The organism is Pedobacter foliorum (assembly GCF_013266735.1).
Taxonomy (GTDB): Bacteria; Bacteroidota; Bacteroidia; order Sphingobacteriales; family Sphingobacteriaceae; genus Pedobacter; species Pedobacter foliorum.
Map to the genome: position 1 here is coordinate 380,809 of NZ_JABSNU010000003.1, position 13,255 is coordinate 394,063.

Genomic DNA, 13,255 nt, shown 5'->3' on the forward strand with positions numbered 1-13,255 from the left:
TTATTCTTTGCTCTCGATTTATAAATTAGTTTGTGCCAAATGCGCCAATGTAACCAGATGGTTCAGGTGATTTGTAGGTGATTCCATTCAAAACCAATCCTGAGGCATAATGTCTGGTAAAACTTGTCGTGCCTTTTCCAAGGGCCGGAGACCCAGGCTTCAAATGAAAGTCCCATGAGGTATTAAAAGCTGAATTGTCAACAGGAGTATTTAGCGGGTAGTTTGAGAACATAGGATCATTGTCGCCAGCTGTTTTACTGATTACATCATTAGTGCCTGCAATGATTTCCTTTGTCGGTTGAAACTGATCAACAGTGGTCTGATTAAATCCATAATAGTAATTATTCCCAAATACAGATCTGTCATCCTCTGGCTTTTTGGTATCTCTCTTAATTCCAAAACGCGTATTCGCAAACATATTGTTGTAAACGCTTACACGTACTGTTGACTCTACCCAGATTGATCCTCCCTTTGCAGTAGGGCGTCGCCATCCAGTATTTACCATGGTGTTGTTGTAAACCACAATGTAAGCCTGTGGCGTACGATCGCCACTATTTGATAATTTTAAGGCATTGGTATTTGTGCTGTAAACTAAATTATAGGCTACATCAGCCAAACAACCAGATTTTAAGTTGATGGCCTCGCCACCGGTAACTCCTGTAGTGTAAAAGGAATTGTTTGCAAATATGACTTTACCCCCGTCTATGTAAGTGCAATCTTCCTGTAGGTTTCTGAAAATACTGTTTGTTACTACCAATTTGCCATTTACATTCGAAAACCAAAGCGCAGGTAAGTTTTCTCCTGCAACTGCTTTGTACAAATGTTGCTTAACAGAAGTTGAGGCATCAGAAGTGGTGGCACCGGCATATTCTATTATGGTATGGTCAAGTAATAATTCTTCACAGCTTGGTGCAGCAAGAATACCTCCCCAAAGTCTGCCAAATTTTTTTGCCTCAGTTCTAAATTCTTCAGCTACTGTGAATTTTATAGGAAGAGCAGCAGTACCTTGTGCATATAAATTCCCCTTTACAATAATCTCCGGCTTTGCAATGGTATCCATTATAATGGTAACTCCCTCTTCAATGGTTAGAGATTTACCTTCCGGAATTATAATGTCGCCTTTAATGAATTGTGTACTTCCTTTTAGCCAGATTCCTGAAACATCACCTACAACAGTTCCATTCCCAGTATCAGGATCGACATCAATATTGGCCTTTTTGCATCCTGTAAAGATGGAGGTTGCTATGACCAGGTAGATAAATAAATATTTTACTTTCATTTTTTTTCTCTTTTATAATGAATAAGATTGATTTATAATTTATAGCGCAAGCCTAGCAAATATGTTTGCTCATAATAATCATTGCGAATCAGTGTTTTACCATCAAACTGATTGCCTGTGTCTGCATTTGCTGGGTTAATTCCCTTAATAAATAGCTTAGATGGAGTGTTTAACAAGTTCCCGGCTTTTATGAATATGCTAATGTTTTTCTTGAATTTTTTCTCAGCAGATGCGTCCATTTGAATAAAGCCTTTTTGCCAAAGGTCATTGTCCAGAAATTGCGATACCGTATTAATTCGCGGGCCAGTATAGGATCCTGAAACTTGTGCATCCCATCCACTTTTACTGTTTTTATAGATTAGGGAAAGATTGGCAATGTGTTCAGATTGTCCGTAAAGTGGTCGCGATTGCATCACCGAGATCTTTTTTGAATCATTAGTTTCCGGATCTATAGTTAACAGATCTTTTGGAGTTGTAATTCTGGAATGTGTATAGGTATAGTTGGCCTTTATTCCGAACTGGTTTATAAATTTGATATAGTCAATTTCCAAACCGTAATTTCTTGCAGTTCCGAAATTACCCGGTAAATAATAGGTATCCTGCGGACGGGTTGGGTCTGCCTGGAAGCTATATTCTATAGGGTTTTTAATGGCCTTATAGAATGTTCCAACTAGCAATTGATCACTACTGTTTGGAAATAATTCATAGCGCAAATCGAAGTTGTCGGCAATGGCGCGCTTAAGATCCGGATCTCCCTTTTCTTTGTAATCATCCTGAACCACACCTCCTGGAATAAGCTCATAAAATCCCGGGCGGTTTAAAGAACGGAAATAGGATGCTCTTAATTGTTGCTTTCCGCTCAGTTTATACTTCACATTTAAAGACGGAAGAAAGTCTGTATAAATCTGATTACCCTTCGGGCGAAGTTCTCCGGCAGGGAAAAGCATTGTGTAACCTTGATCGGTATGTTCAATACGTAATCCACCAACTACCTCGATGTCATCTTTGCTGATGTTAAACATTCCATAACCGGCAGCTAGTTTTTCTGAAGCATCATAAGTGAGTGGATTATTTACCGCTCCACCCGGAGTTTGAACTGTCCAGTCTATTTCAGTATAATTATTAAAATCAATACCATATTGAGCAGCAGTATTTACTGGAGTTAAGGTGTAATTGTTAAAGAAACTGCTACGTTGTTTATCACGGTATAATCCCCCGGCAGAGAACTCTACTTTTAATCCTCCAACAGGAACTTTATAGCTGATGTCAAGATATCCAGCCTTGTCTTCATCTGTGTTACGTTCCCAACGATGGGTAGTTCCGTTTGTTTTTGCAACAGTACGGCTATCCATAAAGTTCTCACGTTTTCCGCTTAAGGTGATGGTGGTATTATCCGGCACTTCATTTTTAGCAGACGAATAAACGGCCGACCAGGATACCTTTAATTTATCAGGAATGATCTGATGTTCTCCATGTAGTGTGCTATTGTAAATCTGTTGCTCTGTTACGCGTGATCGTGTAGCATATTCTAGTTGTGCTTTTCCTGCTATAGGATCATAACCGGTAGAGAAATCTGTAGATTTCTCCTCTCTAACCTGTATGCTATTCAAATCTACATAAGCATTGTAAAGACTTAGTTTGTTGTTCTCATTAAATGCGTAATCTAACTTGCCATGAAAACCATAACGTTTCTGTTGCTCAGAATACTGGCGTTCATTCATGCTTGTGATTGTCGCAAATTTGTTTGATGCATTGGCTGCAGATGAGCGGTAGAAAGTGCCGTCACTACCACGATAAGTGTTCTGATAGCTTCCTGCAATGATTACCCCAAGCTTATTGTCAAGAAAACGTTGCCCTATAGATAATCCCCCTACAATATTAGGAGAGGGGTGGCTCGACTTGTAGTCTGCAGTGCCCCTTGGGAAGTCTGCCTGGGTAGCTTTGTAGTCTTTTCCGTTAATCTCATATGGAGATTTAGGATGAACTGACGAAGCATCAAATGTGGTGAAATCACGATCAATAAATAACTGACTATAGCCCCCTGCAAGATTTGCATTGATCTGTAGTTTTTGCGGTGCATCTTTCATTACCATGTTTACCACACCACCTATGGCATCGCCTTCTAGGTTCGGGGTTAAGGTTTTATATACTTCCAATCTGTCTAGAAGTTCTGATGGGAAAATATCCAAAGGCACATAGCGGTATTTATTATCTGGACTAGGTATTTTTATTCCATTAACCAGGGTGTAGTTGTACCTTTTGTCCATTCCTCTAAGAATAGCGTATTGCCCATCGCCACTATTGCTCCTTTCAACTGAAACTCCTGATACACGTTGAATAACATTTGCAACCGTTAAATCGGGCGAGATCTCCATTGCTTTGCCGGATACGACATTAATTAGTTGGGTAGATTTCTGCTCAATACGTCTTGCAGTTTTTTCTGCAGAACCATCATTTTTTGCTGAAATAACTACCTCACTTAATTCTTTCTCCTTCGTTTCGGAAAGGTAGATTTTGATGGTTGGATTATCTTCTTTAAGTATTGTAATCTGTTTAGATAATACTTTGTACATAATGTACGATACTTTTAAAGTGAAGTTTCCGGCGGGTGGGTGTTTGATCTCAAACGAGCCATCCAATCCTGTTAATACTGCCTTGTCAGTATTTTCCAGATATACTGACGCGCCTACTAAAGCTTCACCTGTTTTCTGATCAAAAACATAGCCTTTTAAACTGGTTGCACTGGCTGTGGCAACACCCATTAATAAGCAAAAAAGAACTTGTAAAATTGACTTCATTTTCCTGATAATTTGTTTGTGGTGGTTGTGTTTTTAAACTATGGTGCAAATGTGTCAATCAAGGAATGAGGTTTTATATTTGATGCGTGTACAAAATGTATACAGCGTTACAAATGCTGTATACAGAACGGATACAGCGTGAACATAATGTTTTTAAGTTGCTGTTGTTTAGGTGTTTGTGTGTAACTAAAGTCGCCATTATCATTCAGTTAGCGTTATGTTAACAGTTTGTTAAGCCCTGGGAGGTGATGGTTTTGTTAGAGGGTTTGTATAAAAGAACTTAGATTTTCTCCTTGAGGGATGTTCAGTTTTTTACGCAGACGGTAACGCGCAACACGTAAGCTATCCTGAGAAATTCCAAAAATAACGGACATATCTTTCGAACTTACATTCATCTTTATAAGAGCTACTAAACGGATGTCGTTTGCTGTTAAATCATCGCTGTGACTTTTCAGATTATCAAAAAAGACCTGATGAATTTGTTCAAATAGGGCAGAGAATTCTTTCCAATGCCTGTCATGATTAATGTTTTGATTTATTTTCATCATGATCTGCTGGAGTTGTCTTTTCTGATCTCTTTTTTCGTCCTTTATCATAGCCGAGATTTCCTCTTTTAACTCGTCCAGAAACTGATTGCTTTGAATTACATGAAGTGTATTGTTGGTTAATTCCTTGCTTTTAAGTTCAAGTTCAGCTTTTATTGCTTTCTTCTGTATTTCATAAAGCATGTTATTTTGCTCATTAAGCTTCTGTTCGTTTCGGAGCTTTAAGCGCTGTCGGCTAATGATACTTATCCCTAGTAGAACCAATAATAATATGATCATTACAATAGCAATGATGATATATTGATTTGCCTTTCTTTCATTCTCAAACCTTACAATCGCATCGTCCTTTTGTTGCATTTCAAATAAGGTTTGCAGTAAGGCTAATTGCTTGTTATTGTCAGCAGTATAGATTTTTAGGAAAATATTACGGCCAAGCTCGCTGTAATGATAGGCGCTATCATATTTTTTAATCAGATCAAATGTTTTTGATAAATCTCTATAGGCACTACTTAGCTGATATTGGTCATTCATAACTAAGGCCATATGTTCGGCCTTGCGGGTATAAGTCATTGCTTCAGCATACCGCCCTGTTTTTCTGTAAACGTCACCAATGTTATTTACGATTTCTATTTGGGCAAGATCATTTGCTGCGGCTTCATTTAGTTTTAATGATAATGAATAGTATTTGAGGGCAGAATCAAGATGGAGCTTGTCTTCATAAATGCTGCCTAAGTTTTCATAAATCTTTGCAATGCCGGTTTGGTTCTTTTCTTTCTTGTAAGCAGTAAGAGCTAATTGCTGATATTTCATAGCGCTTTCATACTTGCTGCTTTTCTCATAGGTTTGGCCAATAAGGCCATAACACTCTGCTATGCCTGCCCCGTTACCTATCTTTTTGAAGATATTTAAAGCTTCTTGAAATTTAGACAGTGCGGTTTTATATTGCCTGCTGTAGTAATATGTTTCTCCTATTTTGTTGAGGTTTTCAGCCAGATTAGCTTGATCTTTCTGATTTCTGAATATGCGATCTGCCTTGTAGTAATAATTTATAGCTTGAGAATAGGCTGCCTGATGATAGAATATCTCTCCAAAATATTGATAGTATTTTGCAGCAGTCATTAGATCATTTTGCTTTAATGCAATATTTAATTGCGCCTTTATATTTATAAAGGCAGAATTGGGATCTTTCTTGATCAGTGTATTGATATCACCTTTTGTAGCTGTCTGATTGTAAACTCCAAAAACAGGTAATGAAAAACTAAGTAGAATTAAACCAATCGTAATACTATTTAAAGTAAGTTTCTTCACCTGTTAAAAGTAAACTTACAGTATTAACTCAGCGTTAAGTTAAAACGATTGACGCTTTAGGTGTAACCTTAATCTAATTTGTAAACCCGCACATAATCCACTTGGAACTTTTGAGGAAATATAGAATCGTCAATATCACCACCCCATTCACCACCAATAGCGGTATTCATAAGAAGATATAATGGAGAGGTAAATGAATCCTTGTATGCAGCTGCCGGAGCCGCCATACTGAAGTAGTACTGGTTGTCAACAAAAACTTTTACACTATCACCTTTTCTCTCTAAGCCATAAATGTGGTATTTTTTATGGATATCATCCATTTTTATATGAGCACCACTGCTTTTGTGCCCATTAGGATCTTTTAAACTGGTGTCCGACCAATGTAGAGTTCCATGAATGGTTGATGGCGTATGGCCTACAAATTCCATAATGTCAAATTCTACACATTTAGGCCATCCTACCTGTTTTATATTTGATCCCATCATCCAAAGGGCGGGCCAAATGCCCTTTCCTGATGGGATCTTTGCTCTTATTTCAATACGGAGATCTCCAGCGAACTGCTGTTTGCCAAGTGTGTTGATACTTGCCGACGTATATTCAGCATCTTTATATTTTTCCTTTAGCGACTTAATAACAAGTTTACCATGTTTTACATAGCAGTTTTTTAATCTTGCCCTGGTATAAAACTGTTTTTCTCGGTTTCTTACAAATCCTTCCTCATAATCCCATTTGGTAGAATCCGGAAGGCCTTTGTAATTGAACTCATCACTCCATATTAAAGTTCTGCCCTTTTCAAGAGGTGCGGATTTAGTTTGTGCCATACCCGAAAAGGCCGACATTAACAATGCAGTTCCAATAAAACAGTTAAATAATTTCATAACTAAAGATGATAAAAATTTACTATTTATTTAAGCAACTCTTCTGGTACCGGTTTATTCAAAAGGTTCTGATAGTAAAAACGGAAACGTTCGGCTTTATCATGAGCAGATTTAACTCCACCCCATCCATGTCTTCCACCTGGGTAGATCATTAATTCAAAATGTTTGTTCGCGTTTTGAAGCTTATCTATCAATTGTATGGTGTTTTGCATATGCACGTTATCATCCATATCTCCATGCATAATTCTAAGTAAGCCTTTGTAATTGTCAACGTAAGTTAATACTGATCCATTTTTATATCCTTCAGGGTTCTCTTGTGGGGTATCCATAAAGCGCTCAGTATAATGAGAGTCGTATAATTCCCAGCTGGTAACAGGAGCTCCGGCATAACCAAAATCAAAATCATCAGCTCCTTTAGTTAATGCAAGACAAGTCATGTAACCACCATAGCTATGGCCGGTAATTAATAGTTTTTTATTATCAACCCAGTTTTTAGCTTTTAACCATCTGGCGGCAGTAGTATAATCTTTCATTTCCCATTTACCTAAGTTGCGGTGCATTAAAGCAACGCCCTCTTTACCAAACTGACCTGATGCGCGATGATCTACAGATATCTGTATTATTCCTTCATTAGCCCACCATTGTCCACCAGTTCCTTTCCAGGTATTAGTTACGTTTCCTGCATTAGGACCGCCGTAGATACTCATTACTACAGGGTACTTTTTATTCTGATCAAAATCAGTAGGGTAGGTGATCACAGCAGGTAAGTTATAGCCGTCATCAGTAGGGATGCTAATCATTTCTGTTTTGCCATAGTTGAACTGTGCAAAATCATCAGATTTACTATCGCCAAGCTCTTTAATTATGGTTCCTTTATTGTTAAGTAATGTTCTTTTAGTTGGAGTAGAAACATTTGAATAGGTAGTGATAAAATACGACCCATTAGGTGACATCAATACTTGATTAGAATAATCACCAAATGTTAATCGCTTTAAGTTTTTACCATTGTAGCTTACGCTATAAAAATCTGTTCTTGTCGAAGCTTCTTTACGCGCCATAAAGTAAACCACTTTATTTTTTTCGTCAACATGAATAAGGTTGGTAACCTGCCATTTACCACTAGTTAATGGGTTTACCAACTTTCCGTCTAAAGTATATAAATAGAAATGTGCCCATCCTGTTTTATCACTTTTAAGGATGTAATATTTTTTATCACCTAAATATTCAATACGACCATCATAATCTAAGTCTACCCATGAAGGTTGTTTCTCATCATAGATTTCCTTTTTAGAACCATTAATAGGGTTTACAGCATAAAACTTTAAGTTGTCCTGTCCGCGGTTCATCCATTGCACCATTAAATTACTTCCATCAAAACTCCAATAAGGAGTACCGAAATATTGATCGTCTTTTTCATTAAAGTCAGCCCAAACAACAGAGCCTCCGGTTACCGGAACAAAGCCTACTCTTACTTCTGGGTTTGGATCCCCAGCTTTAGGATAACGTGTTTTTTCCGTATAACCATGTTGCCCTGTCGATCCATTAATTGGAAACATAGGAACTTTGGTGTCGTCGAAACGCATAAATGCAATGTTCTTACTATCTGGCGACCACCAGAAAGCTTTGTAGTTGGTAGACCTGCCGAGAATCTCCTCATAATATACCCAAGAAGACCAACCGTTATAAATTACATCAGTCCCATCATTGGTATATCTGATCTCTTTTCCTGTTTCAACATCAACCGAATACAAATCATTATTTCGTGTAAACGCTACATGTTTTCCATCTGGAGATAAGGTTGGGTTTTTCTCTTCATCCTTGCCATTAGTTAAGCGTTTTGCTTCATCTTTGCCGTATTGAATGTAAACGTCATTGTCTTTTACTGTTACATTTACATTGCTTTTTGGAGGTGGAGTATAAGGTGTTCTTTTACCAGACTTAACATCTACGGCATACAAACTATGATCTTTGGAGTCCACTTCGATGTAATGATTGTCATCACTCCAGCCGGTTACTGTGTTAATAGATTTAGTTAGTGAAGGCTGTCCGCCAAAGATTTGCTGCTGAGAAAGTTTTTTAAGCTGAGCCTCTGATCTGGTAATAAATAACGACATCGCTAAACAGGTAAGTAATAGTTTTTTCATGCTGTGGGTACTGTTAGTTTTAATAATGCGCCTAAGCGCCGCGGAAATTACTAAAGTATAAGTACTTTCCGAAAAATGTAAGCAAGATGTTGTCTTATTTATTGAAAAAAGACTTATTTAATGTTATATCCTATTCCAATCTGAAAGGTTTTAAAATCTTTTTTATAAGAACCTAAGTCGCTGCTTACTTTATAGGGGACAAAATTTTGCCTATAGCCGGCTTCAATATTAAATTGTTTGAAACGGACGCTTAATCCTGTCGAGAAACCAATGTTAAGTTTGTTTGTAGTTGAATTGGCAAGTGAGTTGTTAATCTTTTTACTGTTGTAAACAGTATCAAATAGGTTTTTAACAGTACCTAATTTACTTCCCATTCCACCGTTTTTAATTAGGAAACTAAGAACTGGACCGGCTTTTATGCTAACTCTATTTGAAATTTTATATTCCAAGCCTAGAGGTATGTCTGCAGTGGTTAATTGTCGGTGGTCTAGTATTGTTAAGTCTTCTTTTTTAGCTGAATCTTTTAAATTGTAACTCGGGTGTGTATAGCTTCCCTCCACAACATTAGCCAAACTAAGTCTAAGGCCTGCGTTTACGATTAGTCGTTTGTTTATTGCATATGCAGCATTTGCACCAAGAAAAATATTTTGGTTAGACTGGTAAACATTAAGCCCTGCTTCAAAGCTATAATTGTATTGAGGGGTATAAATTTCTTTCTGCTCCTTAATTTTTACGCTTTTCTTACGTTTGGTCTTTTTGTAAATCCTTTCATCCTTTTCGCTCCGCTTGTTATAAGCACTCAAATTGATCATCCGTGTATTTATATTAAAGAACCCCACATTTCGATTAGTAAATAAGGAAACATTTGAATTAAATCCAGCATGGTCAATTGAACTGGTTATTTGTTGATTTGAAAGATCAGGAAGTGTTTTAATAGCCTCAGTACTGTTGGGATTGGCCGAACTAGCTTGGGTTAATACTGCCTGATCCTCAGTGATATCTTTCTCAGAGTGAGAAGAATGCAGTGTGTTTTGATTAATCTTAATGCTAAACGCGGTATGGGAGGATAGACTATCCTTAGGCTGATTGCTGTCTTTTGCGCTATCATTTACCTTTAAGATATCAGGGGTTTTTAACAGAGAATTCTTATTAATCTGTTTTGCGTTTATAGATTTTTCTGCTTTCGGTTGTTTCGTCGTAAAATAGATTAATCCGGCAATCATTGCTGCGGCAGGTAATATATATCCAAGCATAGAAACTATTTTGTTGCCAATTGTTTTTGCTAAGCCATCACTTTTAGGTAAGTCACTAAGTGGTAAGTTATGATCTAAAATAGACTGCATCTCCGACCAGGCAGAGTTCAAATCTATTTCTACGGGAAGCTCATTGAGCTTTTTCTTCCAAAGTTTATGATTCCATCCTGAATTTCTCATCTTGCTCCTTTTTTATGTTCAGTTGGATAATCATGACCCGCTCCACGAGGTTCAAGTAAAACTCTTAATTGTTTTTTTCCTTCAGATAAATGCCATCTGGAAGTGCTTTCTGTTATGTTTAATTGCTCACTAATTTCTTTATGGGAATATCCATCAATTACAGATAAGTTGAATACCATTTGAGTAGCATCAGGTAGAAATCTGATCATACCTATTAGATCTTCTGCATATAGCTTATCCAAAATGGCTGGCGATACAAATACATTTTCAGTAATTCCAGCCTCATCAATGTCTGTTGTAAACTTAAGTTCCTTACGCTTAATGTCTATGCATGTTCTAATCATGATAGTTGCTACCCATGCGTTCAATTCTCCTTTCTTATCATCAAATGAATTAATGTTCTGGAATACCTTTAGAAAGCCTTGATTTAATGCCTCTTTTGCAAGGTCATTTGTTTTGAGATATCTGATGCATAACCGTAGCATGTCTGTATAAAATTGCTTATACAAACCCTCCTGCGCCGAGCGTTCATTGGCCATGCAGCCTTTTACGAGCTTTATGGTTTTTTTAGCGGAAGGGCTCATTTAAATGGTTAAGGAGTCGAATATACATAAGTTTCTTATAGGTATTACGTGAGCTGATAGCCAAACGTTGGGTAAATAATAAATAAATTTTTCTCCCAACATTTTATCATTTCAAGGCGTAATCTTTCTATGGAGGTACAACAAATGTTCAACAAAGAAAGCTACGAAAGACACGAAGGATGGTACAATCTGCAATTTCCAACAGAACAGTCTAAAGTTGATTACTTAAAGAAAAGCAAAGATGTTCGTGTTAAAGATAATCTGGGTGTTTGGCTTCAAAGTATATTTTTTAGTTGCCTTGATCCATTATTAAAAAATAGACACAAAACTTGGCTTACCGTAGGTGACGCTTATGGTTTTGATGCTCAGTATATCCTTAGAAAGGGCATCAGAGCCACTGCATCTGATTTAAATATCGATTTTCTTCATATTGCTCAAAAGGAGGGTGTAATAGATAGCTTTAGTATGCAAAATGCAGAGCAACTGTCTTATGATGATGATCAATTTGATTATTTGTTGTGTAAGGAAGCATATCATCACTTTCCACGGCCATATGCAGCCCTATATGAAATGATTAGGGTAGCCAAGAAAGGTATTTTGGTGATAGAGCCTCAAGACCCGATTTCTAAAATGTCAGGATTGCTTTTTTTGTTGAATATCTTTTCTGCAGTTAAAAGCAAATTCGCAAATCTGCTATGGAAAAACAGATTCTCCTACGAGCCTGTAGGAAACTTTGTATATAAAATATCTGAGCGTGAAATGGAGAAATTTGCAGCTGGACTTAATTTACCTCTGGTCGCATTTAAAAAGATTAATCCTAATTTTTATTTCAAGGGAGCAGAGGAAATAGAATGTAGTCTTAAAAATAAGAAATTCAGGGAGGTCTATTTCAAGAAGAAATTGATCGATGCATTGGTGAAGATAAGACTAATTCCAAGCCAGGTGTTGTCAACTATTGTTTTTAAAGAAGTTCCTGATGAAGCACTCTTAAAGGGGCTGCAAGATGGCGGTTATCATCTGGTTTACATTCCTGAAAATCCATATGTGTCACGTCTTCCTGAATTTATTTTCAGGATCTCACAAGAGGAAGGTAACCTAGCAAATGAGGGATCCTGAAATAAATTCAGGATGACGATTGCATAAAAAAAGCGCCCTTTTTAACGGGCGCTATATAATTTTAAAAGGTAGTCTTACAAAGATAATCTAACGATTATACGATCCAGTTCCAACCAAATTCATCTGGAATCAATCCGTAACGGATATCATTCAATGTTTTAGCAATACCTGCCGAAACGGTACGAGTAGAAGGATCGGTTAAAGTATAGACCTTACCCTCATATCCGATTTCACCAATTGGAGTTACTGTTGCTGCGGTTCCTGCTGCAAAAGCATCAGTTAACCTGCCATTTTCAATTCCTTCAATTACTTCTTTCACACTAACGCGTCTTTCTTCAACTTCAATACCTGCGTTTTTAGCAAGTTTGATAATTGTGTCGCGTGTTACACCATCTAAAACAGTGCTTCTTACAGAGGGAGTTACCAATTTACCATCAATTACGAAGATTAAATTAGCAGTTCCTGCTTCTTCAATATACTCATGAGAAACAGCATCTGTCCAGATTAACTGATCAAAGCCTTCTTTTTGAGCTTCTGCAAATGGATATAAAGAACGTGCATAGTTTCCTGCGGTTTTAGCATAACCAACACCACCCTCATCAGCACGGGTAAATTCAGTTTCAATTTTAACTTTTAAAGCTTTGCTGTAATAAGGGCCTGTTGGGGTAGTTAATAAAGCAAAAGTATACTTGTCAGAAGCTTTAACACCCAAATAAGGATCTGTAGCAAACATCACCGGACGAATGTATAAAGAATAACCATCCTGACTAGGGATCCACTTGTTGTCGATCTCAATCAGCGCTGCAATCCCTTGCATAAAAATATCCTGAGGGATGCTCGGCATAGCCATGCGAGTTGCTGATTTATTGAAACGCTCAAAGTTTTTCTCTGGTCTGAAAACACTGACTTTGCCATCAGCTAAACGATAAGCTTTCATCCCTTCAAAAATTGCCTGTCCATAGTGAAGGGCAGAAATTGCAGGGCTCATTAGAATGGGACCGTAAGGTAATACCTGTAGGTTTGTCCACTCACCATTTTCATATTCTGCGATAAACATGTGATCGGAAAATACCTTTCCGAAAGGTAATTGAGAGAAATCTGTTACTGTTAATCTGGTTTGCTCAGTCTTGGTTACTGTTATATCCAATGTCTCGTTCATTTTGACTTGTA

At 37.4% G+C, this 13,255-nt stretch carries 9 protein-coding genes; 1 reads left to right on the forward strand and 8 read right to left on the reverse strand.

All coding sequences use genetic code 11. From position 1 onward, the window contains the following. Positions 1-25: 25 nt before the first annotated feature. The 7 genes from HQN83_RS08450 to HQN83_RS08480 form a co-directional block, all read right to left on the reverse strand. Positions 26-1,279: a right-handed parallel beta-helix repeat-containing protein gene (locus HQN83_RS08450; protein ID WP_173089895.1), complete on the reverse strand. Its 1,254-nt coding sequence runs from the start codon at positions 1,277-1,279 to the stop codon at positions 26-28. Positions 1,280-1,311: 32 nt separating this feature from the next. After that, positions 1,312-4,077: a TonB-dependent receptor gene (locus HQN83_RS08455; protein WP_173089896.1), complete on the reverse strand. Its 2,766-nt coding sequence runs from the start codon at positions 4,075-4,077 to the stop codon at positions 1,312-1,314. A 257-nt stretch (positions 4,078-4,334) separates the two neighbouring features. Continuing rightward, positions 4,335-5,930 (reverse strand): tetratricopeptide repeat protein, encoded by a 1,596-nt coding sequence (locus HQN83_RS08460; protein ID WP_173089897.1) that lies wholly within the window; start codon positions 5,928-5,930, stop codon positions 4,335-4,337. A gap of 68 nt (positions 5,931-5,998) precedes the next feature. After that, a complete protein-coding gene (locus HQN83_RS08465; protein ID WP_173089898.1) occupies positions 5,999-6,808 on the reverse strand; it encodes a glycoside hydrolase family 16 protein in 810 nt (269 codons plus the stop codon). Positions 6,809-6,834: 26 nt separating this feature from the next. Then, positions 6,835-8,952, reverse strand: coding sequence for a S9 family peptidase (locus tag HQN83_RS08470; protein ID WP_173089899.1), 2,118 nt, complete (start codon positions 8,950-8,952; stop codon positions 6,835-6,837). 113 nt (positions 8,953-9,065) lie between these two features. Further along, the gene (locus tag HQN83_RS08475; RefSeq protein WP_173089900.1) at positions 9,066-10,385 is read right to left on the reverse strand and encodes an outer membrane beta-barrel protein; all 1,320 of its coding nucleotides are present in this window, start codon (positions 10,383-10,385) and stop codon (positions 9,066-9,068) included. Further along, positions 10,382-10,969 (reverse strand): RNA polymerase sigma factor, encoded by a 588-nt coding sequence (locus HQN83_RS08480; protein WP_173089901.1) that lies wholly within the window; start codon positions 10,967-10,969, stop codon positions 10,382-10,384. The genes HQN83_RS08475 and HQN83_RS08480 overlap by 4 nt, the downstream gene beginning before the upstream one ends. 144 nt (positions 10,970-11,113) lie before the next feature. Between HQN83_RS08480 and HQN83_RS08485 the strand changes: the two genes are divergently transcribed. Continuing rightward, the gene (locus HQN83_RS08485) at positions 11,114-12,085 is read left to right on the forward strand and encodes a class I SAM-dependent methyltransferase (protein ID WP_173089902.1); all 972 of its coding nucleotides are present in this window, start codon (positions 11,114-11,116) and stop codon (positions 12,083-12,085) included. Between the two features lie 94 nt (positions 12,086-12,179). Here the strand turns inward: HQN83_RS08485 and HQN83_RS08490 are convergent, their stop codons facing one another. Next, positions 12,180-13,244, reverse strand: a complete 1,065-nt coding sequence (locus HQN83_RS08490) for a branched-chain amino acid aminotransferase (protein WP_173089903.1) — start codon at positions 13,242-13,244, stop codon at positions 12,180-12,182. Between the last annotated feature and the right edge of the window lie 11 nt (positions 13,245-13,255).

What these genes read in the sequence shown, in the direction of transcription:
- HQN83_RS08490 (WP_173089903.1), bottom strand. Translation starts at nt 13,244, where the DNA reads ATGAACGAGACATTGGATATAACAGTAACCAAGACTGAGCAAACCAGA.
- HQN83_RS08455 (WP_173089896.1), bottom strand. Translation starts at nt 4,077, where the DNA reads ATGAAGTCAATTTTACAAGTTCTTTTTTGCTTATTAATGGGTGTTGCC.
- HQN83_RS08475 (WP_173089900.1), bottom strand. Translation starts at nt 10,385, where the DNA reads ATGAGAAATTCAGGATGGAATCATAAACTTTGGAAGAAAAAGCTCAAT.
- HQN83_RS08485 (WP_173089902.1), top strand. Translation starts at nt 11,114, where the DNA reads ATGTTCAACAAAGAAAGCTACGAAAGACACGAAGGATGGTACAATCTG.
- HQN83_RS08470 (WP_173089899.1), bottom strand. Translation starts at nt 8,952, where the DNA reads ATGAAAAAACTATTACTTACCTGTTTAGCGATGTCGTTATTTATTACC.
- HQN83_RS08465 (WP_173089898.1), bottom strand. Translation starts at nt 6,808, where the DNA reads ATGAAATTATTTAACTGTTTTATTGGAACTGCATTGTTAATGTCGGCC.
- HQN83_RS08480 (WP_173089901.1), bottom strand. Translation starts at nt 10,969, where the DNA reads ATGAGCCCTTCCGCTAAAAAAACCATAAAGCTCGTAAAAGGCTGCATG.
- HQN83_RS08450 (WP_173089895.1), bottom strand. Translation starts at nt 1,279, where the DNA reads ATGAAAGTAAAATATTTATTTATCTACCTGGTCATAGCAACCTCCATC.